We start from the raw sequence: 24,439 nt of genomic DNA on the forward strand, positions 1-24,439 counted from the left end.
CATTTTTGCTCCCGATAGCTATCGGGATTGCGAGAGAAAACTAAAGAATATGATTTTAAAAAAAATTACAATTGCCTTATTGTTTTCAGTATCAGTTTTTGCACAAAAACAAGCCAGAATTGTCGAAGATTTCAATAAAAACTGGAACTTCAAATTAGGAGATTATCCCGAAGCAATAAATGCCAATTTCAATGCTTCTGATTGGAGAACACTTCAATTACCGCACGATTGGAGTATTGAAGGCGCTTTTGACAAAGACAGCAAAACGAAGCAAGCACAGGGGTTTTTACCAGCAGGAAAAGGCTGGTATCGCAAAGCGTTTACTATTCCTGCAAATTGGAAAAACAAAACAGTTTCGATTGAATTTGATGGTGTTTTTAAAAACAGTGAAGTTTTCATAAATGGAAAATCATTAGGAGTTCGTCCAAATGGGTATATTTCTTTTGGATATGACTTGACGCAATATTTAAACTTTGGAAAATCAAATACGATTGCGGTAAAAGTTGATAACGATTCTCAGCCGAATTCAAGATGGTACACGGGTTCGGGGATTTATAGGAATGTACGTTTGGTTGCCAGTGAAAAACTGCACGTTGGAAAATGGGGAACTTTCGTAACAACGCCAGAAGTTTCATCAGAAAAATCAAAAATACATATAGAAGTTACTATTGATAATGATAATGCTTCGATGAAAGAATTTAAACTGGTTAGTTCGGTCGTAAATTCTGAAAATAAAGAAGTTGTTAATTATTCTTCTACAGAAAAAATTGGTGCTAAAACATCAGAAAAAAAGATTCATGATTTGGTTTTGAATCAGCCGAAATTATGGAGTACAGAGAATCCGTATTTGTATAAAGTTATTACAAAGGTCTACGAGAAATCGAAATTGGTTGATAATTATGAAACGCCTCTAGGATTTAGATTTTTCAATTTTGATTCAGAAAAAGGATTTTCTTTAAATGGTGTTCCAACTAAAATTTACGGCGTTTGTCTGCATCACGATAATGGTGCTTTGGGGGCGGTTGAAAATATTCATGCTGTTAGACGAAAACTGACTTTGATGAAAGAAATGGGAGCCAACGCTATTAGAATGTCACATAATCCGCATTCTTTGGAAATGATGCAATTGTGCGACGAAATGGGATTTATCGTGCAGGATGAAGCTTTTGACGTTTGGAAAAAGAAAAAAGTAACCAATGATTATCACAAAGATTGGGATGCCTGGCACAAACAGGATTTAGAGGATTTTATTAAAAGAGACCGTAATCATCCATCGGTTATGATGTGGAGTATTGGTAATGAAATTAGAGAACAGTTTGATTCGACAGGAATTGCGATTACCAGAGAATTGGCTAAAATTGTAAAATCGTTAGACACAACACGTCCAGTAACTTCGGCTTTGACCGAAAATGTAATTGAGAAAAACTTTATTTATCAGTCAGGAGCTTTGGATCTTTTGGGATTCAATTATAAACACGAAGATTATAAAGATTTTCCAACGAAATTTAAAGGGCAGAAAATATTAGCTTCAGAAAGTGTTTCGGCTTTAGAAACTCGTGGACATTATGATTTTCCAGACGGAATTAAAGCTTGGCCAACAAAACACGGCGCTGCGTTTGACGGAAATGCCGATTGGACTGTTTCAGCATACGATCAGGTAAAATCGTATTGGGGAGCTACGCACGAAGAAAATTGGAAAACAATTAAAAGTCAGGATTTTATGGCAGGAACTTTTATCTGGACAGGTTTTGATTATATCGGAGAACCTGATCCGTATCCGTTTCCTGCAAGAAGTTCGTATTTCGGAATCGTTGATTTAGCGGGACTTCCAAAAGATGTGTATTATATGTATCAAAGCGAATGGTCGAATAAAACAATTCTGCATATTTTACCACATTGGAACTGGAAAAAAGATCAGGAAGTAGAAGTTTGGGCATATTACAACAATGCCGATGAAGTAGAATTATTCTTAAACGGAAAATCTCTCGGAAAAAAAGCAAAACAAAATGATGATTTGCATATTTCATGGCGTGTAAAATTTGAGCCTGGGACTTTAAAAGCAGTTTCAAGAAAGAGTGGGAAGGTAGTTTTAGAGACAGCAATTCATACCGCTGGAGATGCTTCTAAAATTGATTTAAATGCAGAAAAAACTACTATTAAAAACGACACTTACGATTTGGTTTATGTAACCGTTTCAATGGTTGATAAAGACGGAAACTTATTGCCAACCGCAATGGATTTAATCAATTTTGAAGTTTCTGGCGGTGGAAAATTAGTTGGTCTTGATAATGGTTATCAGGCCAATTTGGAATCGTTTAAAGCCAATTCCTGTAAATTGTTTAATGGAAAATGTGTTGCGATTATTCAGTCGAATGGAAAGAAAGAGGATATTCAGTTGAAGGCGAAAACTGGAAATGGAATTCCTGTTTCTTCAGTTGAAATTAAAGTGAATTAAAAAATATAAAACTTAGAAAACTCCATTAGCAATAATGGAGTTTTTTTGTATGCGTCATTTTGGCTACAACATCTTCCAAATAGACTACAAACAGACTTAGGCTTCGATTGATCTTTGCATTATAATTTTAAAACAATTAAAAATGCAAAAGACAATTTTTATTACAGGAGCTTCAACGGGATTAGGAAAATCTACAGCAAAATTATTTCAAAGTAAAGGATGGCAGGTCATTGCCACAATGCGAAATCCTGAAAAAGAAACAGAATTAAACCAGCTGGAAAACGTCATTGTACTTTCGTTAGATGTTACAAATCCAGAACAGATTGATTCAACGATTAAAAGTGTTTTGGAGAAATATTCTATCGATGTGGTTCTGAATAATGCAGGTTACGGATTAATAGGCGCTTTGGAATCTCTGGAAAACCATCAAATTGAACGCCAGATCGTGACTAATTTATTTGGTGTGATTAGGGTTTCAAAGGCATTTGTATCTCATTTCCGTGAGAAAAAAAGCGGTACTTTTATTAATATAACGTCTACTTTCGGATTAATGGGTTTTCCAACTTGCTCTATTTACAGCGCAACAAAATTTGCGGTAGACGGATTTTCGGAAAGTCTCGCATCAGAATTAATTCAGTTTGGGATACAGGTAAAAGTAGTGGCGCCAGGCGGAATGAAAACAGATTTTGCCATACGATCTATGGAAGTTGCACAACACGAAGCGTACGAAGAATTAACTACAGAAGTAAGCAAAGGTTACAGCGCAGAACAAATGGACAATTATACAAATGCTGAAGATGTTGCCCAAATCATTTTTGAAGCTGCTACAGATAATAAAAGTCAACTGCGATATGTAGCAGGAAAAGATGCGAATGCATTGTATAACGAACGATTATGTTTGGGAGCTGAAACTCAGATTCAGAACATCAAATCAATGTTTACTTTTTAATTTACAAATCAGATGAAAAATCAAGCTATAGAATTGACTACCTTTAAGCTCAAAGGTTTTACAACCAAACAATTTATTGAAGCAAATACTGAAATTGATGCTTTTTTGAAACGCCAAAAAGGATTTCGTTCCCGAACAATTTTTGAATTGAAAAAAGACGTTGTTTATGATATGCTCGTTTGGGACAGTGTAGAAGAAGGAACTGAAGCAATGCATAAATTAATGACAGAACTTAGTGATTCTCCTGTACACGATATGATTGATCAAAGTACTGTGAGCTGGAATATTGCACCAGTTGAACATTTTGTAAATTTGTAAAAAGCGGAGCATTTTAAGTCAAAATTTAATTCATAAAAAATGAAAAATCAACCCAGAATATTCCAGTCTGTTTCAGAGCTGCATAAAGCTATGGGACAGCCTAAACCAATGCATCCGCTGATTAGTATTCTGAATTATGGAGAAGCTGTATTTGATCCCAAAGACTTTGAAAACGGAATTGTTTTGGATTTTTATAAAATATCTTTCAAAACTAATTTCACGGGAAAACTGAGATACGGACATGGATTCTATGATTTTGAAGAAGGTGGCATGTCGTTTGTATCTCCGGGACAAGTTCTGAAAATGCAGGATGAAGAAGCGGATTACAGCGGAATGTCATTAAATATTCACCCCGATTTTTTTCGCCCTTATTCCTTGAATGCTACTATCAAAAAATATGGGTTTTTCTCTTATTCTGCTGCCGAAGCTTTATATCTTTCTGAGAAAGAAAAAGAGACCATTTTGGGTGTTTTCACAAACATTCAGCAGGAACTCAATGAACGAATAGACAATTTCAGCCAGGATGTTATTATTTCGCAGATAGAACTTTTGCTTAATTACAGCAATCGTTTTTACAACCGTCAGTTTATAACCAGAAAAGCGGTTAATAATGATGTGCTTTCTAAACTGGAAAAACTATTAGAAGATTATTTTAATAGCGAAAAACCAGAAGAAAACGGTTTGCTAACCGTACAATTTGTAGCCAATGAAATGCAGTTGTCACCCCGATATTTGAGCGATTTACTGCGCAGTATTTCAGGACAAAATACTCAGCAGTTTATTCATGACAAATTAATCGAAAAGGCTAAAGAATATATTGCAAAAGGAACTCTTTCAGTCTCTGAAATTGCCTATAAATTAGGTTTTGAGCATCCGCAGTCGTTCAATAAACTTTTTAAAAAGAAAACAAATGTAAGTCCGATTGCATTTAAAGAATTATTTACTAAAAACTAAATTATGGCATCATTAAATTTTGAAGAATTAAAACAACGTTCTGGAGAGATAAGAAAGCGTTATCATGAACTAGAAGTAGCACATCACGGAAGCGAATGGACGATTGAAGAAGATGCCTTGGCTTTTCTAACCGATGCAGGTTTGGTTGGCCGTCACGTAATGTCACAGCAAGGGAGATGGCCAAAAGCAAATACAGAAGAAGAATTAAAGCATAAAATAGGAGAATCAATTTGGTGGCTGACGGTTTTAGCTGAAAGAATGAATATCAATATTGAAACCGTTACAGAAGATTTCTTAGCTAAAACAGAAAAATTATTATAAGAGTTTATTAAATAAAATAGATATAGATGACACCAACTTTCTTTGCAGATCAATCCGAATTTAGAAAATGGCTTGAGAAAAACCACAAAGACGAAAAAGAACTTTTGGTAGGTTTTTATAAAGTTACAAGCGGAAAGCCTTCTATAACCTGGCCGGAATCTGTAGATCAGGCGCTTTGTTTTGGCTGGATTGATGGTGTCAGAAAATCTATTGACAAGGATAGTTATACGATTCGTTTTACTCCAAGAAAGGCATCTAGTATTTGGAGTGCGATTAATATTCAGAAGATAGAAGATTTGACAAAAGCGGGTTTAATGACCGATGCTGGTTTAAAAGCCTTTAGTTTTAGAACCGAAAGTAAATCCAAAATTTATTCCCACGAAAAAGAACCTGTTCCTCTCGATCCGACTTATGAGAAAGAATTTAAAAACAACAAAACGGCTTGGGAATTTTTCCAAAAACAAGCACCTTCATACAAAAAAGTAATGATTCATTGGATTATGAGCGCAAAGCAGGAAAAGACCAGACAATCGCGTCTCGAAAAAACAATAAAAGAAAGCGAAAATCAAAAGAGAGTTCTGTAAAAGTTTCGATTGAAATTCCTATTTTAGTATTCTGACATAAAGTAAATTATGGAAAAGCAAAATACCACAAAAATAGGAAATGAAGTTCTGCTGGGTATTATATTAGCCCTTGAACTTTATGCATTACCAACACAGTTTTATTTATTAATAAATCAATCCGAATTTACACTTTTTAGTGCGATAGTTCGGTTTTTTAGTTTTTTTACAATACTTACTAATTCTATTGTTTTTATCTGTAGTGCCTTGATTTTGTTTGGAGGAAGATTTGAAATAAGTACTTTTTTCAGAAAAACGACAACCATAACAGCGATAACAGTTTACATTATAATTGTTGGCCTTGTTTTTAATTTATTGCTTCGTTCGGTTGTTGATTTAAAAGGACTCCATAGAGTTGTTAGTGAAATTTTCCATACTGTTGTGCCCATACTTTTTTTTCTATACTGGCTTTTTTATATCAATCTGGAAAAAATTTCGTTTAAAACTATAATAGTCTGGTTAGTTTATCCCATAATTTATGTGATTTATACGTTACTGCATGGTATTTATACCGATTTTTATCCTTACCCTTTTATTGACGCAGTAAAACTGGGGTTTCCAACAGCCATTACCAACGGATTGTTTGTTTTACTGGCTTTTGCAATTTTAGCTTATATTTTAGTTTTTATCTCGAAACTAAAAAATATTTTAGTTAGATAAACTAGTGATAATAAGATTATCTTTTTTCTTAAAACTTAAAAAATATGTTTTTACGTAAATGAGTTTATACATTTTATTTAGGAGGAAATGATTAAACAGCAAATGATAAAAAATACAAATCAGCATTTTATTCTTACTTTTTTGCAGTGCTTTAAGGGTTTTGGTGATAATTATTAAGTAAAAATGATGATTTGTTGATATAAAATTTATATTTGCGCAAAGAAAGGAAGACAAAAATTAGCCCGGAACAAGAAAATATCAGAATTGATGAAGCGTATTACAAAGAACTATTTTATTCTTTGTATCCACGTCTTGTGAGCTATAGTTTCACTTTTGTAAAAGACAATTTTCTCGCCGAAGAAGTTGTAGAAAACGTAATGCTCCAGCTTTGGGAAAACCGTATTAAGTTTGAAAAAATAGTCGATGTCAAATCGTATCTATATACAATGGTTCGCAATGGTTCTTTACTGGCTTTAAAAAAAGAACAAAAAGTTGTTGAATTAGACCATAAACTTTCAGACGAAACTGCAGAATTCGACTTTAATATTCTGGAAGAAGAATTATATTCCACTTTAATTGACGCCTTAAATTCGCTGCCGGAAAAATGTAAAGAAGTTTTTGAACTTTCCTGTTTAGAAGGAATGAAATACAAAGATATCGCCGATCAGCTTAATATTTCTGTGAATACTGTGAAGTCGCAACGCGCCCGCGCCATAGAATTATTGAAGGAAAAACTTAAAAATCACTCCGAACTTTTATTTATTTTGCTTTTTCTTTAAAAAAAATCAAAAATCTTTCCACCCATTTTTGATATTTCGTACTCTTAGTTATATAACATTTACTTAAACTGTTAATAACCGACACTTAATATCAAAAAATATGTCCCAAGGAAAGAAAGAAATCATAATCGCTACTCTCATAAGAAAAGAACTGCTTACGGGAGAATTATCGATTGAAGAAAAGGCTTTTTTGCAAGAGTGGCTTTCTGTACCCGAAAATCTGGAATATTATCAGAAAGTTATTGATTTAGAAACTTTAAAGTCAAAAGAAAGATTTTATAAAGCTATCGATACTGATGCGGCATTCGAGAGAATTAAAGAAAAGTTAGGTTTTGAAGATGCTCCTGTAATTTCTCTTTTCAATTATAAAAGATTATGGCAATATGCCGCTATTTTGGTGTTTCTTGCGGGAATCACTTCTGTTTTCTTTTATATGAATAATGAAGAAGGCGCAAAGAATCAGAAAGTGGTGGTAAAAAGTATTGAACCAAAATACAACAATCCTACTTTAGTTTTGGCTGATGGTACTGTGGTTTCTTTAGAACCAAAAAAAGAGAAAATCGTTTCTAAAAATGGCGTTATTTCCAATGTAAACAAAGTTTTGGTTTATGATGCCAAAGATCTAAAAGGAGTTACGTCGACTGGAGACAATACGTTGATTGTTCCTGTGGGAGGTATTTATGCTGTAAGTCTTTCAGACGGAACAAAAGTTTGGTTGAACTCCAAATCCTCTTTAAAATATCCTGTAGAATTTAGCGGAAACAAAAGAACGGTAACCCTTGAAGGAGAAGCTTACTTTGAAGTAAGTAAAGATCCGCATAGTCCATTTACAGTAAAAACCAAATCTGGAAATGTTACGGTTTTAGGAACGCATTTTAATGTAAGCGCTTATGATGAAGATAAAAACTTTGAAACGACGCTTGCAGAAGGAAAAGTAAAAGTTTCAGAAATCAGTAAATCGAAACAAACAGAAGAAGTTGTTTTGAGACCAGGACAACAGGCACGTGTTAAAAACGAAGCTTTGAGAGTTGTAGAAGTCGATCCTCTGGCGTATACCGCGTGGAAAGACGGTAAGTTTTATTTTGAAAATGAAAACCTAAAAAACATTTTGACCAAAATGGCAAGATGGTACAACTTTAATGTGAAGTTCGAACAAAAGGCATTAGAGCAGATTAAGTTTACGGGAATTGTTTTAAAAGACGAACCGGTAGATCATTTTCTGGACATCATAAGTAAATCATCCAATGTTAAATATAAAATAACCAAAGTAAACCAGACGTATGAAGTAACCGTAAGTAAGTAAAAAAGAAAACCGGAAAATGTTGCAGCATTTCCCGGCAAGTATTTGTTCAGTCGAAAAAAAGAGTTCGAAATCCATTAACCAACCAAAACATTTAAAAGTATGAAAAAAAAACTATCCGCAAAAGATTGTGGGGTAAAATCCGCGCTTTGGGATAAATTTCTTGACCTTATGAAGAAATCCCTAATATTATCGATATTTCTTTTTAATATAGTCGCTTTTGCCTATGCGCAAAAAGTAACTATAAATGCAAGAAATCAATCTGTATCTGCCGTTTTAAAGACTATCACACGCAAAACCAATGTTGAATTTTTCTACAGCGATGATGTTTTTGATGCACAGAGAAGAGTAAATATTTCTGCAAATAAAGCCGATGTCATGGCTGTTATCAAAGAATTAATTGGTAACGATTATAAAGCAGAATTTGTGAATAACAAATTGATTGTTATTGCATTAAATCCAAAAGTAAAAACAAACCAAACTTCTGTATTAGAAGAAAAAATAAAGATTAAAGGAGTTGTTACCAATTCAAAAAAAGAATTTTTAATTGGAGCAACTGTCTGGATAAAAGGTACAAAAGATGGTGCTATTACCAACTTTGATGGTTCTTATGAAATCATGGCTAAAAAAGGCGATGTTCTTGTTTTTGAGTATTTAGGATACAAAAAAACAGAGATTACTGTTGCGGATAGCTTGATTATCAATCCAGTTTTATTGGAAGATGTTAGTAAGCTTGATGAAGTAAAGATCGTTTCTACAGGATACCAAAAAATTGATAGAGAGCGATCTACAGGATCTTATGTTGCAATTACAGCCAAAGATTTAGAAAAAGTTCCAGTAAATAATGTACTTCACAGATTAGAAGGTCAGGTTGCTGGTTTGCAATTAAATATTGAGGAATCTGACAACACTTTTGTTTATAAAAATACGTATGGATCAGTTCAGGGAAATGGAAGCTATAAAGCCTCCATTAGAGGAACATCTACTTTTGAAAATGCCGGGTCTAATGCAATGCCGTTAATTGTACTTGACGGTACGCCTACTGAGTTGGATATTAGAACTATAAATCCGAATGATATTGAGAAAATCACTTTCTTAAAAGATGCGGCTTCAGCTTCTATTTATGGAGCAAGAGCGGCAAACGGAGTAATGGTAATTGATACTAAAAAAGGTAAACAAGGGCAAACTAGAATTAATTTTTCACAAAATTATGGTTTTTCTAATAAGCCTTCTTTATCAAAACTTCCATTGATGAATTCTGCTCAGGTTTTAAATTTAGAGCAAGAATTTGTAGACAAAAATTTGGTTACAGATCCGGCAAGTATAACGTATATGCTAGCTCCTCCTATTAGTCAGGGAATGGATTTGATGTTTCAATACAAACGAGGTACTATCTCTGAAGCTCAGAGAAATGCTGGTCTGGATGTATTGCGTAATCGTAATACTTATGGACAGGCAGAACAATATTTACTACAGGCTTCATCTACTCAAAATTATAATTTATCGTTTAGTGGTGCACAAAATGATTATTCTTATTTCATGTCGGGATCTTATTCTAAAGAAGAAACTCAGTCAAAAGGAAATAGTGGAGAACGTTTTACTTTGTTATCAAATCAGGATTTTAAGCTTTTTAATTATTTAAAAATGAATACAAGCTTGAGAGGTTCGATTTTTAAATATAATGACAATGCTTTAGGACTTAGACCATTAGGGATTGATTCCAATACGTTATTGCCTTACAATCAAATTGTTGGGGACGACGGAAATTCAGTAAATTATTATCATCGTTATTACAGCGCACAAACTATTGCATTGGAGCAAGCTGGATATTTACCATGGACTTACAATTATATTGATGAATTAAATAATTTGGATCAGTCTTCAAACGAACTAAATGTTGGTGCTACCATTTCGGCTACAGCTCCTTTGTTAAAAGGTTTAGATGCAGTAGGTACATACTCTATAGAAAATGCTCGTACATCAAATGATAATATGTACAACGAAAAGACCTATTTTGCACGTGATAGAATTAACTCAGCAACTTCTATAAACAGTAATGGCGATTTAGTAAATGCAATTCCATTAGGAGGGATTTATCAAAATAACGAATTTGGAACGAGCAGTTACACGATGAGAGGGCAATTAAATTACGATGGTATTATTGGCCAGGATCATTTGATTAACGCAATGGCAGGTATTGAAGCCAGAGAAACTAGAGAAAGTAGAGATAGTAGAACATTGTTTGGATATAATCCAAAAACGCAAACTTCTGTCGATCTTCCATCGCTAAATTATGTTGATGTAAACGGATATAACTATACGCTAGGGTATGGTAACGATCATAAAGATGTTCGAAGAAGATTTTTATCGTATTATGCCAACGCAGGGTATACTTATAAAAATAAATATACACTTACAGGAAGTGCGCGTTTAGATGACTACAACAATTTTGGAGTAGATAAAAAACTAAGAAGAACGCCGCTATGGTCAACAGGAGCAAAATGGAATATTAAAGAAGAATCTTTTCTAAAAGACAGTAACTTATTTAACAGTTTAAGTTTAAGAGCCAGTTATGGTTATAATGGAAATATCAATTTAGAGGTCTTTCCTTTTACAAATATAACTTTAAATAATTTAGACAGTTTTTCACAGTTACCTTATGCTTCAATAAGTAAGCCGGCAAATCCTAATTTACGTTGGGAAAAAACGGCAATCTTAAACTTAGGAGTAGATTTCTCTATCTTGAACAATAGATTGAGCGGTACTGTAGAATATTATAAAAAGAATAGTAAAGATTTGATCGTAGAATTTCCAATTTCTCCATTTTACGGAGTTCAAAATAACTCGTTAACACAAAATGCAGCGACATTATCTGGAAATGGAGTTGATTTAAGTTTGAACGCAACTATTCTTAAAGCAAAAGATTTTTCTTGGAATTCAGGTCTTGTGGTTACTTATAATACTACAGAAGTAACCGATTCCCGTTTTCAAAATTACAGTCAGTATTTGAACGGATCAGGGACAACACCACCAGTTGAAGGCTATCCATTGAACAGTATATTTGCTTTTAGATCAGCAGGGTTAGATGCAACCGGTAGAACCCAGGTATACGATAAGTCTGGTAATATTGTCAACTCTTTTACTTCTCTAAAAGACATTGAGGATTTGAAATATATGGGAACAAATATTCCTTCATATTATGGAAGTTTTAGTCACACCTTCACGTATAAAAAATTGTCATTATACATTTTGGCAACTTACAAATTTGATTACGTAATGTTTAAACCAACTTATGGAGGTTATGTAGACAGATCAGGAAGATTTAGCAGATACGATTTGAATACGGATATTGACCTAAGATGGAGAAATCCAGGTGATGAGGCTACTACATCAGTTCCGGGAATTGTGGGTTCATCTGGTACTAGTCTTGTGAGGTATTTGTCTTCAGATAACCGTATTATGGAAGGAGACCATATTCGTTTTAGAGAGCTTTCGCTAAAATACGATTTAAATGATTTAATCAACAGAGGTTCTATAACAGGTGCTTCGGTAACTTTTACAGCTAGAAATCTTGGTTTCTTCTGGAGAAAAAACAAAGACGGTTTAGATCCTGACTTTTTACCTTACACGGGAACTAACATGAAATTGCCGGCAATGGCCATGTATTCAATTGGTTTTAATGTTAATTTTTAATTTTTTAAAGATGAAAAAATATTTAAAATACATCACGATAATAGCTTTAGGAGCAGTTGTTTTGAGCTGTGATAATTACGTTGATATCAAAACCGAGGGTAGATTAATACCCGAAGAAACTGAAAACTACAGATATCTATTAAATAATACATATGCATTTGACATAAATTATGGAGCTTTAGATGTAGCATCAGATGATATAAGTTTTCAAAATGAAGCTCAGACGACTGCATTAAGTGCTTCAGATTACAATCGTCCTTTTGTGAATCAATACAAGTGGGCAGATCAAATTTATTTTGATGGTGAATTAGATTATAATATGAATAGCATGTATAGTGCTTTGTACAATGCTAATATCGTGATCAATGAAGTAATGCAAAGTAAGGAAGGAACAGAAGCTCAAAAACTAGCCATTAAAGGTGAAGCACAAGTACATCGCGCTTTTATCTTTTTAACTTTGGTAAATGCTTTTGGAAAAGCTTATGATGCCACAACTTCTGCAACAGATCTTGGAATCGTACTTTTTACAACTCCAACAGTTTCAGACAACATCAGAAGAAGTACTGTTCAGAATGCATATGATATTATTTTAAGTGATTTAAACGATGCTGTAAATTCAGGGTTAAAACCAATTAATTCGGGGAACAATGTTGCGTTTCCTTCGAGAGCGTCGGCTTATGCACTTTTAGCAAGAACGTATCTGTATATGCGTAATTATCCTTTGGCTTTAGAAAATGCAGAAAAGTCATTAGCAATTCAAAGTACATTAAACAATCTGGAAGATTACGAGTTTAGCGCTTTTCCAACCAGAAGACTGGATAGAGAATTAATTTTATCAAAGTGGAACGGATATTCTTCGTTAACATATGCACCGCAAATTTTATCATTAAGTAATGAATTAATAAATTCATTTGACACTAATGATTTACGTTATGTATTGTTTACACAACCAACCAGTACTTTTAGTTCTGATTATACAATAGGAAGAACTTATGCTAAAGAAGGCTTGACAGGAGAAAGCCGAAACGGAGGCCCAACAGTACCAGAAATGATGCTTATAAAAGCAGAATGTCTTGCAAGAGCAGGGTCTGGCGATTTAGCAATGGCTGAAATCAATAAATTAAGACAAAAGAGATTTAGAGCGACACAATATGTTGCCATGACTGCAACAGACAGTAAAGATGCTTTAATTAAAGTATTGGCAGAAAGAAGAAGGGAGTTAATGGGACATGGCAATTTTAGATGGTTTGATTTGAAACGATTAAACAAAGAACCTGAATTTGCCAGAACGATCACGCATACTTTTGCTGGACAAACATTTACACTAGCACCAAACAGCGATCGTTACCAAATGCCGTACGCTCCAATTTATTATGATTACGCACCAAACTTACAAAAGAATCCATAATTACATTAATCATAAAAAGTGCACTCAAGTTTTTTTGAGTGCACTAAATTTCAAAAAACAAACAAAATGAAAAATATCAAACTGATACTGTTTTTTTTCGGTGTCACTACATCTTTATTGGCCCAAAAAGAAGCAAAGAGATTCGCTGTTTCGCCAGAAGCACCAAATTCTGGAGATGAAATTACCATAACTTATGATCCTGCTGAGACAGTTTTAAAAGATGCTAAAGAAGTATCTGGAAGATTATATACACATGGAAGTTTTAAATGGAAAGTGAGTGACATCACTTTAAAACAAACTGCTGATAAAAAATGGCAGACTAAAGTAAAATTAGCAAATGATGCGGCACTTATTAATTGTGTTTTTGTTTCTGATACTTTAACTGATAGAGGAGGACAAGAAACCTATTCGTGGATGATTCCGCCAACTAAAAGCAGTTATTCTGGTTGGGGATTATTGAGAAACGAATCATTTGCAGATCAGCATCCAAATGCACTTGATCCAATTTCTAGTATTAATGACACTATTAGTTTAATGTGGATCAATTACGAAATGCAATATCATCCAGAAAGCCGAAAAGACATTTTTTACGAGGGGTTAAGATTGATGAAAAATGTAAAACCGGGCGACCCTACGAAACGTATCAAAAGCGAATTGCGTTTTATTTTGGCTGATAATTTAGACAATGAGCATCAATATAAAATGCAAAAAGCATTAGAACTTTTGGAACAGCCAGCTAATAAAGCTTTCACAGATTCTGTTCAAAAAGTTTTGTTGACTAAATACCCAAATGGTGTTTTGGCTCGTGACTTAGAAATTAAAAAAATATTCAACGAAGCAGATTTTAATAAAAAAGTTGCCTTATACAATGCCTTTGAAAAAAACTTCCCACAAAGTAAGTTTGAAGATGTTTTAACTGATACTGAAAATCTTTTCTATGATAAAATGGTAAAAAGTATTGTTTACAATTATATCGTAAAAAACAAAGATTATAGTTTTGCAATAAACAGTGTTAAAAATGCTACGTACTTCATATTAGTAGATTATGCATGGCATTTGGTTTCCATTCCTTTTGACAGAGATCAGGACGGAATTGAAAAAACATCTTTGGAAACGCTTAAAAAGTATGCAGATATTATTATTCCTGAATTAGAAAGCAGAGAAGCTTTTATACCAAAACAATACGCTGGAAAACTATCTCCTAATGAATGGAAGCTACAATCACTGCAAAATGCGGCAAGAGAATATTTTACCTATGCTAAACTATTGGAAGTTTTCAAGCAGTATGATTTATCTAAGAAATATTTAGAAAAAATCAAACCTATAATGAAGTTTGATGATGCAACTTATAATGAAGTTTATGCTAGAATGCTAGTAAGAGAAGGAAAAACTGCTGAAGCAAAAGCGTATATGGTTGCTGCTGCAAAAGTCAATAAAATTTCTCCTGCAACAATTGCTGCCTTAAAAGAGGTGTTTGTAAAAGAAGGCAAAAAAGAAGCTGATTTCGACGCTTATTTTCATTCTTTAAAAGCAGATAACAACGAAGAGCACAAAAAGAAATTAATTTCAGAACTAATCAATCTTCCAATTGGCGGATTTGAAATGGAAAGCAGCCGAGGCGGAAAAGTAAAATTAGCTGACCAAAAAGGTAAAATCGTGGTGCTGGATTTCTGGGCTATGTGGTGTGGACCTTGTAAAAATGCAATGCCGGGAATGAATATGGCGGTAAATAAATACAAGGCCGATGATAATGTGAAATTCTATTTTGTTGATACAATGGAATACATCAAAGATTTTAAAGCACAGACTCAGGCTTTCATCAAAGAAAAAGGATTTGATTTTACAATTCTTTACGATAGCAAAAATCCAAAAACAGGAAAATTTGATGCGGTTTACGACAAGTATTCAAAAGCATTTCATTTTTCTGGAATTCCTGAAAAAATGATCATCGACCAAAATGGAAATTTAAGATGGATGTCTAATGGATATTTTGGAAGTCCAAGCGAATTGTCTGATGAAATTTCGATTATCGTTGACTATTTAAAAGCTGAGAAAAAATAATTTAGTTAAGATTATAAAATGAAAATTGTTAATTTTTTATATCTCAGTATAGCAGTATTGTGCTGTCAGATTGGTTTTTCACAAACCATCTGGCAGGGACAGTACCATTCGTACCGAATTGTGGTTAAAGGAGAATTTGATAACGCAAAAGACTCTCTTTTGTTGAGTATCCCGGAACAGCAGTACGAATCGATTAAGGTTGGTGTTCTTAAAAATAAGGATAGTATTTCTTTTAAAAATGAAATATATAATTTCTCTTTTAAAGGAAAATACAATGCCGATAAAACTGCAGTTGAAGGAGTTTTTAATCATTATTCAATTCCAAATGCTGTAGTAGTTTTAAAGAAACAGACTGAAGTAACACCTTTGTTTTTTGCACAACATCCACAGAAACCATATCCTTATCAGGTTATTGATATGACTTTCTTAGGAAAAAACACCAAACTCACTTATGGAGGAACATTAACAATTCCCAAAAACAAAAAGAAATATCCTTTAGCCATTTTAATTTCAGGAACGGGACAGCACGATCGAAATTACACTTTTATGGGAAGAGAATCTTTTACGGTTTTAGCAGATTATCTCGCCAGAAGCGGAATTGCCTCTTTACGTGTAGACGACCGCGGATTTGGTAAAACAACCGGTGATTTTGAAAACGCCACAACTGGAGATTTTGCTAATGATATTGAGGAAGAAATTGCTTATTTAAAGAGTGATAAAAATATAGATCCCTCTTTTATTGGAGTAATTGGGCATAGCGAAGGTGGCATGATTGCCTCAATTGTGAGTTCGAGAAATAAAGATGTAAAATTCATGATCAGTCTTTCAGGAGTTGGCGTAAGCGGATTAGAAATGCTGAATCTTCAAAATACAGCAATCTTAAAAAGTTATAATTTTTCGGATAAAGTAATTGCGAAACAGATGGAAATGTACAACATCATGTTTAAAGTGGTTTACGATACTAAAGACGATGAATCTGCAAAACCAGCAATGGAAGTGACGTTAAAAGAATGGATGCAGCAACAAGACACCACAACTTTAAAAGAAGTACAAATGTGGGATGGACGCGACCAGACTTTCTTATACCGTTATGGAAAAGATGCCGACAGAAAATGGTATCGTTACACAATTCATTACAAACCAGAAAACTTTCTGCCAAAAATTACAGTTCCTGTATTTATAGCAAATGGAGATAAAGATATTCAGGTTCCCGCTGTAGAGAATATCGAATCTTTCAAAAAATATCTGGGAACAAAAGATTTGACAACCAAAATTTATCCCGGTTTAAATCACATGTATCAGCATTGTAAAACTTGTACTCAGAAAGAAGTTTCAGAACTCGATGAAGTTTTTGCTGAAGAAGTTTTAGAAGATATTTCAAAATGGATTTTGACTCGTTATAAGAAATGATTTATTTAATAAATACATACCATTATTAAGTATTGTTTGTCATCCTGACGAAGGAAGGATCACACACGAAACTCGCCAAAGATTGGCGACAATTAGGAACGGATTATCTAATGTGATCCTTCCTTCGTCAGGATGACAAAAATGAAATGGCTTTTACAGACAATCCAAATCCTATGATTCTATGTGTTTAAAACAACATTTAGATAAAAAAAATACCATAAGTATATTTCTCTAACATCATGAAAAAATTATTCCTTTTTATCGCGATATTCTTTGCGATAAGCAATCTTACTGCCCAAATTTACGATCCGGTTTCGTTTACTACTTCGGTAAAAGAAATAGGAGAAAATAAATATACTTTGAGTATAATTGCTAAAATTGATAAAGGCTGGCATATTTATTCTCAGAATGTTCCTTCTGGAGGACCGGCTCCGACAAGTTTTACTTTTCCAAAGTCTAAAAACTATAAGACAATAGGTTCTGTAGTCGAGCCTGCAGGACATGAAGTAGACGATCCTGTTTTTAATATGCGAATTAAATACTTTGCAGATAAAGCAGTTTTTACACAGAATATCGAAAGAAAAACAAGCGATGCTTTTACTATCGATGCAACTATATTTTTTATGGTCTGCAATGATAACAGCTGTCTGCCGCCTTCTGAAAAAGAAGTGAAATTTACATTCAAAAAATCCGACACACCAGTTAAAAACGAGGAAACAGCAAGCGTAGTAACAGAAGAAAAAAATACAGATTTGTCTCCAAAAGACGAATCAATTACTAAACAGGATACCACAAACAACACAACAAATTCTGTTAGCATTGCTGGCAAAGACACTCCTGAGACTATAAATAATGCAGCAAAGACTTCGACAGGAAAAACAGCCCCTGAAGAAAGCTTATGGACATTATTTTTCTTCAGTTTTTTAGGAGGTCTTGCGGCATTGTTTACGCCTTGTGTATTCCCGATGATTCCAATGACGGTTAGTTTCTTTACCAAACAAAGTAAAACCAAAGCAGCAGGAATTAGAAATGCCATCATGTATGGTATTTTTATTATCGTAATTTATGTGATTTTAGGAAGTTTGGTAACAGCAATTTTTGGAGCAGATGCGTTAAATGCTCTGGCAACAAACGTTGTTTTTAATATTGTTTTCTTCTTGCTTTTATTGGTTTTTGCCTTATCATTTTTAGGCGCTTTCGAAATTGTATTGCCAAGTTCATGGCTGACTAAAATCGATCAGAAATCGGATATGGGCGGAGTTTTTGGTATTTTCTTTATGGCATTGGCACTGGCTGTTGTTTCGTTTTCTTGTACAGGGCCAATTGTCGGTACTTTACTGGTTCAGGCAGCGAGTCAGGCAGGAATTGCTCCGATTGTCGGAATGTTAGGTTTTTCATTAGCGATTGCATTGCCGTTTGCATTGTTTGCGGCTTTTCCAGGCTGGATGAATTCACTTCCAAAATCGGGTGGATGGTTGAATTCCGTTAAAGTGGTTTTGGGCTTTTTAGAATTGGCTTTAGCCTTTAAATTCTTAAGCAACGCCGATTTAGTTTTACAATTGCATTTATTAGAAAGAGAAGTATTCCTGGCCATTTGGATTGCCATTTTCACGGTATTAGCTTTTTATTTATTTGGAAAAATCCAATTGTCGCATGATACGCCTGTAAGTCATATTTCTGTTGGAAGATTGAGTTTAGGAATTATCGTTTTGTCATTTGTGGTTTATATGATTCCTGGACTTTGGGGTGCTCCGTTGCAATACATCAGCGGATTTCCGCCGGCAAAACAATACAGCGAATCGCCAAATGGCTTCGGAAATGTTACAACTCAAAATGCTGAGAAAACCTCGTTGCCAGAAGGTGCAGAAAGCGGTCCAAACGGAATTCCGACTTTCCACGATTATGAGGAAGGTTTGGCTTACGCGAAAAAAGTAAACAAACCCATAATGATAGATTTTACGGGTTATGCGTGCGTAAACTGCCGTAAAATGGAAGAACGCGTTTGGCCGGATCCAAAGGTTTTGAATGTTTTAAATAATGATGTGGTTCTGATTTCCTTATATGTTGACGATAAAAGACCACTTCCAAAAGAAGAACAGGTTGTCTCTAAAATTACAGGTAAAGTCTTAAAATACACAGGACAAAAATGGAGTGAACTTCAGATTTTAAAATACAAAACCAATGCCCAGCCGTATTACGTTTTAATGGATCATCAGGAAAATGATTTGAATAAACCATCGGCTTATAATCCAGATATAAATGGGTATTATGAATGGCTTCAGGAAGGAGTCCGGAACTTTAAAAAATAATTTAGGACACGGATGAAACGGATTTACTTCGTAAAGACGCTGATAAAACGGATTTTTCTATAAACGTTAAAACTTAAAAATCAGCGTAAATCCGCGTTTTCGCGGAAGCGAATCTGCTTCATCTGCGTCTAAATCAATCGCAAAGAAAAATAGCAAAAAGTGAAAATCTTTCAATCAAAATCCAAATTAGTTTTTTAAACACATAGAAACATAGATTTTTCTTTCTTAATAAAAGAGAATAAAAGAGAATAAAAGAGAAACTCGTTTCTCAACACATAGCTTTGTGTAAACGTTGCGGACAACTTTGACAAAGTTTCAGGATATTGAACTATGTTTATTTAAACAAATGAAATGCCTTTTATAGGCAATCCAAGTCCTATGATTCTATGTGTTTAAAAAATTAAACCCAACAACAAAATCTAAAACAATGAAAATCTTTCAATCAAAATATTGGCTTTTTGTCCTTTTAATCGGATTTAAAAGCGTTGCTCAATTTTCGACTACAATTCCGTTGGATAAAAATGTAGTTTCGGGAAAATTAAAAAACGGAATGAAATATTATGTCCTACATAATGAATTTCCAAAAGATCGCGTCTGTTTTTATTTCGCTCAAAATGTCGGCGCAATTTTAGAAAACGACGATCAAAACGGATTGGCGCATTTCCTGGAACACATGGCTTTTAACGGAACAAAAAACTTTGAAGGAAAAGGCATTATCGATATGCTGGAGAAAAAAGGAGTTAGTTTTGGTAAAGATATCAATGCTTACACGGCACAAGATCAAACCGTTTATAATTTAAGTAATGTTCCTGCGAATGATTCAAAACTAATTGATTCCTGTCTTTTAGCATTGCACGATTGGTCTGGATTTCTTTCTTTAAAAGATTCAGAAATAGATGCTGAACGTGGCGTAATTCGTGAAGAATGGCGTACAAGAAGAAACTCAGAATTCAGACTTCGTCTAGAAACGGATAAAATATTGTATAAGGATTCAAAGTATGCAAAACGTGATGTAATTGGCGATTTAAATCTAATCAATACATTTGACTATCAGGTTTTAAGGGATTATTATAAAAAATGGTACCGTCCGGATTTACAAGCTGTTATTGTAGTTGGAGATATTGATCCTGCAACAATTGAAAAGAAAATTATTGAAACTTTTTCTTCAATAGAAATGCCAAAAAATGCGGCTGAACGTTATTATGTTTCCGTTCCTAAAAATAAAGGAATCAATTATGTTTTGGCAAAGGATAAAGAAGCTCAGGAAACCAACATTGTTTTATATTTTAAAAAGGATTTTGATAAAGTTAAAAACAGCGAAACCATCAGAAGGGAATTAGTCACTAATTTGTGTACTGATATGATGAACAGGCGTTATCAGGAATTCATTCAAAATAATGAAACAGCAGTTTTAGGAATAGGAACGGGAACTTCAGAGGTTTCAAGACTTACAAATGCTTACTATTTGTATGTAACTCCAAAAAATAATAAAACCTTGGAGGGTTTCAAAGAAATGATGATTGAAACCGAAAAAGCTGTTCGTTACGGATTCACTCAAAAAGAATTAGATCGTAATAAAGAAGCTGTTTTAAGTTCGTACGATAACTTATTAAAAAATAAAGACAAGTTTGAAAGCGATGCATTGTCAGAAGAATTGGTCAATTATTTCTTAAAAGCGGCTCCATTTGAAAGTATCGAAACACAGTACGAAGATGTAAAAACAAGATTAGCTTCTATCACACTTTCAGAGATAAATCAGGTGGTTAAAAAATTGCAGACTAATGATAATGTGGTAATGCTTGTTACGGGACCAGATAAAAGCGATGTAGTTTATCCTTCAAAAGAAAATTATCTGAAAATAATGGCAGAAGTTAAGAAAATGTCTGTTGAAAAATACAAAGAAACCGATACGGATCAGCCTTTAATCGCTGCAGAACTAAACGGTTCTAAAGTGGTAAAAGAAACTCCAATTGAAGGAATTAAAGACGCAAAAACTTATGTTTTAGGAAACGGAGCTAAGATTGTTTTATATCCAACGACTTTAGCAAAAGATGAGGTTTTATTTTCTGCTTTTAGTTTTGGAGGAAGTTCATTGATTAAAACCGAAGATATTCCTTCATCACAGATTGCAGTAAGTTTGGTAGAAAGTTCTGGTTTAGGCGCTTTTAAAAGTACCGATTTGAAAGACAAATTAAACGGGAAAATCGCTAATGTCAAACCTTATATCACAGAATTGACAGAAGGTTTTCAAGGTTCAAGCAACCAGAAAGATTTTGAGACTTTATTGCAATTGGTGTATCTGTATTTTGAGCAGCCAAGATTTGACAAAGATTCGTATACAAGAATGTTGACTGGTTTTAGTAATTCATTAGAAAACGCGGCAAATACCAATCCGAAAGTTTTTCAGGATACAATTTCCCAGTTAAATTACAATCACAACAAAAGAGTGCCTTTGTTTAATGACGATTTCTTGAAACAATTGAGTTTTGAAAAAGCATCAGAATTGTATAAACAAAGAATCCAGAACGCAGCCGATTTTACTTTTGTATTTACTGGAAATCTTCCTGAAAATGCCATAGCATTATTGGAAAAATATATTGGAAGTATAAAATCAGATGCAAACAAAAAAGAAAATTTTGTAGACAATCATTTAGATCCAGCGCCTGGAATTGCTAAGCAGTTATTGGTTCGTGACATGAATGTTCCAAAAGCAAGTGTTTACATTCGATTTGTAAAACAGTTTCCATATAACTATAAAAATGTATTTACAATGCATATTTTATCTGAATTATTGTCTAAAAAGTATTTGGATTTAATTCGTGAAGAAGAGGGCGGAAGCTATGGTGTCCATGTATCGAATTCCGTTAGCCGTTTACCTTCAGATGAATATTCAATGACCATTAATTTTGACAGCGATCCTGAAAAAGAAGAAAAACTGACTAAAATTGTTTACGAACAAATCGCTTTAATGCAGCAAAAAGAAGCTAAAGAAGAAGACATTCAATCGATTAAAAATACTCTTTTAAAAGGCAGAGCTGAAAAAGTATTAAATAATGGATTTTGGTTGAATAGTTTAAATAATATAATCTTGAACAATGAAACGTTCAAAGACGACGTTATCTACAAAAAAACGTTAAACGAAATAACTGCAGCAGATTTAAAAGCTTTCGCGAAAGAGTTTTTTGCAAAACCAAGTACAGTTGAAGTGATCATGAAATCTAAGACACAAGTTGCCGCGCCAAAATATTAACAAACATTGGTTTTTCATTTATTTTTAAGAAGTATTTTGAATTAGTAAGCATATACAACTAACTTGAAAAACCTACAGAGGGCTGTTTTTAGGAACAGCTCTTTTTTTGTTTAAAATGCAACGAGTATTTTTTCAACTTAATTTGTCAGACAAAAATTACCTGTTATATTTGATCTGAATTCAACGATTAAAGTTTCTTTATGGATAAAATTCTTTGGGAAAAAGTTCAGGGTTTTGACTTTGATAAAGCCACAGAGCAGTACGGATTTTCTACGAGATTAGCGCTCGAAAATCATTGGACATTATATTTTACTCAAGTTGCTTTATTAGAATATAAAAAGTTCATGTTTTTGGCCGCAACTCAGAGTGAAATGGTTTCGCCTTCAGAAATAGTTGATATTGTGTGGCATCAGCATTTAATTTTTACCAATTCCTATACCGATTTTTGTAACCTTTTGGGTAAAAGAATAGAACACATTCCGTCGACCCATAATCGGTCTGAGTTTGAAATGTTTAATAAAGCGAAAGAACGTACTAAAGAGTTGTATGAAATCAACTTTGGAAAACAACCTTTGGAAGTTTGGCATTATACTAATGAACTAGATTCTTTAGAACTTGAAAATAGCAGATTTAATGTTGCGACACTTCGAAAAAACTTTTTAAAATACACGATAATTGCTTCAATTCCAGTTTGTCTGCTGATTTTTCCTGTTCTAATAAAAATTAAGAATCCAGATTTTTTAATTGGTTATTTTATATTGTTTTTTGCTGTTATTCTGTTGCTGGAATTTTATATAAGAAGAAGTTTTCTTTCTTTATATGATAAAATTAAATCCAATCCAATTGTTCAAAATCTGTCTGCTTTGGAGCTGGTTTTCTTTAAAGAAGGTAAATTAGAAAAAGTGATTCATGGCGTTGTCAATAATTTGATTCAAAATAAAAAAATTAGAATTAGAACAGACAACAGGTTAGAATTACTTGATAAAAGTTTAGGAGATAATAAATATGAAAACTGTGTAATTGAATTTATGAGAGATTCTGAATCCGTTTCCTATAAAGATTTATGTCACACTGTAAAACAGAAACCTATTTTTGATCAATTGCAAAAAGCAACTTATAGAATAAGAAACAGAGTTATTACATCAAAAGAATTTGCATTTATTGCCACTTCTGTAATGGTTGTTTTAGGAATAGTACTGAGTATTATTTTCAGCCGATTTATTACGGGAATTTGGAGAGGCAAACCTATAACATTCTTATTGTTTGCCATTGTTCCTTTAGTTTTAATTTCGATTGGCTATATCAATAGACTCACAACTTTTATGTTTTCTAAAGTCATTTCAACTGCATTAAAAAAAGAAATCAGAAATAATAATGAAGTCCATAAGAATTGGGAGTGGAATTATTTTTTGTATGGAAGTGTAGTACTCTCCAGTTTTTTTATTCCAATAGCGAATAGTACTAATTCTAGTTCAAGTAATTTTTTCAGTACGGATTCAGGTAGTTCAAATTCATTCTCATCCTGTGGCTCTTCGTGTTCAAGTTCCTCTAGTTCTTGCGGAAGCTCTTGTGGAAGTTCTTGCGGTGGCTGTGGAGGCGGTGATTAATAAAGTACATTTTATATTAATTTTTTTAGAAGTATTTTGAATTAGTAAGCGTACGCAGCTAACTAGAAAAACCTATTGCGAGCTGTTTTTAGAAACAGCTTTTTTTTACATCAGTTATCATTCCGTAGGAATGTTTCGTTGGTAGAAAAAATTATAACGTTACCGGTATTTCACGTTCCGTAGGAATGTTTGTGTTTTTGCCATTTTTTAATAATACAACATATCCAACGTTCCTACAGAACGTAAATAAATGGAATAATCATTTTCGACCGATAAGATGTTTCTACAGAACATTTAAAAAGCATAAATGCTTTTAAACCTGCTGTTGGTCGAAATTCTGTACCA

16 protein-coding genes are annotated in these 24,439 nt (G+C 33.5%); all 16 read left to right on the plus strand.

Features of this window, described 5'->3' with window-relative positions; translation table 11 throughout:
- Positions 1-49 precede the first annotated feature (49 nt).
- The 16 genes from ACFS3A_RS16965 (at position 50) to ACFS3A_RS17040 (ending at position 24,094) form a co-directional block, all read left to right on the plus strand.
- Positions 50-2,455, plus strand: coding sequence for a sugar-binding domain-containing protein (locus ACFS3A_RS16965; RefSeq protein ID WP_379826752.1), 2,406 nt, complete (start codon positions 50-52; stop codon positions 2,453-2,455).
- 142 nt (positions 2,456-2,597) lie between these two features.
- Positions 2,598-3,404, plus strand: coding sequence for an SDR family oxidoreductase (locus ACFS3A_RS16970; RefSeq protein WP_379826753.1), 807 nt, complete (start codon positions 2,598-2,600; stop codon positions 3,402-3,404).
- 12 nt (positions 3,405-3,416) lie between these two features.
- Positions 3,417-3,722 (plus strand): hypothetical protein, encoded by a 306-nt coding sequence (locus tag ACFS3A_RS16975; RefSeq protein WP_289660578.1) that lies wholly within the window; start codon positions 3,417-3,419, stop codon positions 3,720-3,722.
- A 39-nt stretch (positions 3,723-3,761) separates the two neighbouring features.
- Positions 3,762-4,676, plus strand: a complete 915-nt coding sequence (locus tag ACFS3A_RS16980; RefSeq protein ID WP_379826754.1) for a helix-turn-helix domain-containing protein — start codon at positions 3,762-3,764, stop codon at positions 4,674-4,676.
- Positions 4,677-4,679: 3 nt separating this feature from the next.
- A complete protein-coding gene (locus ACFS3A_RS16985; RefSeq protein ID WP_379826755.1) occupies positions 4,680-4,997 on the plus strand; it encodes a MazG-like protein in 318 nt (105 codons plus the stop codon).
- A gap of 26 nt (positions 4,998-5,023) precedes the next feature.
- Positions 5,024-5,581: a YdeI/OmpD-associated family protein gene (locus ACFS3A_RS16990; RefSeq protein WP_379826756.1), complete on the plus strand. Its 558-nt coding sequence runs from the start codon at positions 5,024-5,026 to the stop codon at positions 5,579-5,581.
- Positions 5,582-5,629: 48 nt separating this feature from the next.
- Entirely contained in the window at positions 5,630-6,277 is a 648-nt protein-coding gene (locus tag ACFS3A_RS16995) for a Pr6Pr family membrane protein (protein WP_379826757.1), read from the plus strand.
- 212 nt (positions 6,278-6,489) lie between these two features.
- Positions 6,490-7,056 carry an RNA polymerase sigma-70 factor gene (locus ACFS3A_RS17000; protein ID WP_379826758.1) on the plus strand — a complete coding sequence of 189 codons (567 nt, stop codon included), beginning with the start codon at positions 6,490-6,492 and terminating at the stop codon, positions 7,054-7,056.
- 100 nt (positions 7,057-7,156) lie between these two features.
- The gene (locus tag ACFS3A_RS17005) at positions 7,157-8,359 is read left to right on the plus strand and encodes a FecR family protein (RefSeq protein ID WP_379826759.1); all 1,203 of its coding nucleotides are present in this window, start codon (positions 7,157-7,159) and stop codon (positions 8,357-8,359) included.
- A gap of 99 nt (positions 8,360-8,458) precedes the next feature.
- Positions 8,459-12,049 (plus strand): SusC/RagA family TonB-linked outer membrane protein, encoded by a 3,591-nt coding sequence (locus ACFS3A_RS17010; protein WP_379826760.1) that lies wholly within the window; start codon positions 8,459-8,461, stop codon positions 12,047-12,049.
- Positions 12,050-12,059: 10 nt separating this feature from the next.
- Positions 12,060-13,457 carry a RagB/SusD family nutrient uptake outer membrane protein gene (locus ACFS3A_RS17015; protein WP_379826761.1) on the plus strand — a complete coding sequence of 466 codons (1,398 nt, stop codon included), beginning with the start codon at positions 12,060-12,062 and terminating at the stop codon, positions 13,455-13,457.
- Positions 13,458-13,523: 66 nt separating this feature from the next.
- Positions 13,524-15,518 (plus strand): TlpA family protein disulfide reductase, encoded by a 1,995-nt coding sequence (locus ACFS3A_RS17020; RefSeq protein ID WP_379826762.1) that lies wholly within the window; start codon positions 13,524-13,526, stop codon positions 15,516-15,518.
- Positions 15,519-15,536: 18 nt separating this feature from the next.
- Complete coding sequence (locus ACFS3A_RS17025) at positions 15,537-16,928, plus strand: alpha/beta hydrolase family protein (protein WP_379826763.1); 1,392 nt, start codon at positions 15,537-15,539, stop codon at positions 16,926-16,928.
- Positions 16,929-17,167: 239 nt separating this feature from the next.
- On the plus strand, positions 17,168-19,237 hold the full coding sequence (locus ACFS3A_RS17030) for a protein-disulfide reductase DsbD family protein (protein ID WP_379826764.1): 2,070 nt from the start codon (positions 17,168-17,170) through the stop codon (positions 19,235-19,237).
- Between the two features lie 427 nt (positions 19,238-19,664).
- Positions 19,665-22,487, plus strand: coding sequence for a M16 family metallopeptidase (locus tag ACFS3A_RS17035; RefSeq protein ID WP_379826765.1), 2,823 nt, complete (start codon positions 19,665-19,667; stop codon positions 22,485-22,487).
- A 200-nt stretch (positions 22,488-22,687) separates the two neighbouring features.
- Positions 22,688-24,094: a glycine-rich domain-containing protein gene (locus tag ACFS3A_RS17040; protein WP_379826766.1), complete on the plus strand. Its 1,407-nt coding sequence runs from the start codon at positions 22,688-22,690 to the stop codon at positions 24,092-24,094.
- The last annotated feature ends 345 nt before the right edge of the window (positions 24,095-24,439 follow it).

Source organism: Flavobacterium notoginsengisoli (assembly GCF_042686225.1).
Taxonomy (GTDB): Bacteria; Bacteroidota; Bacteroidia; order Flavobacteriales; family Flavobacteriaceae; genus Flavobacterium; species Flavobacterium notoginsengisoli.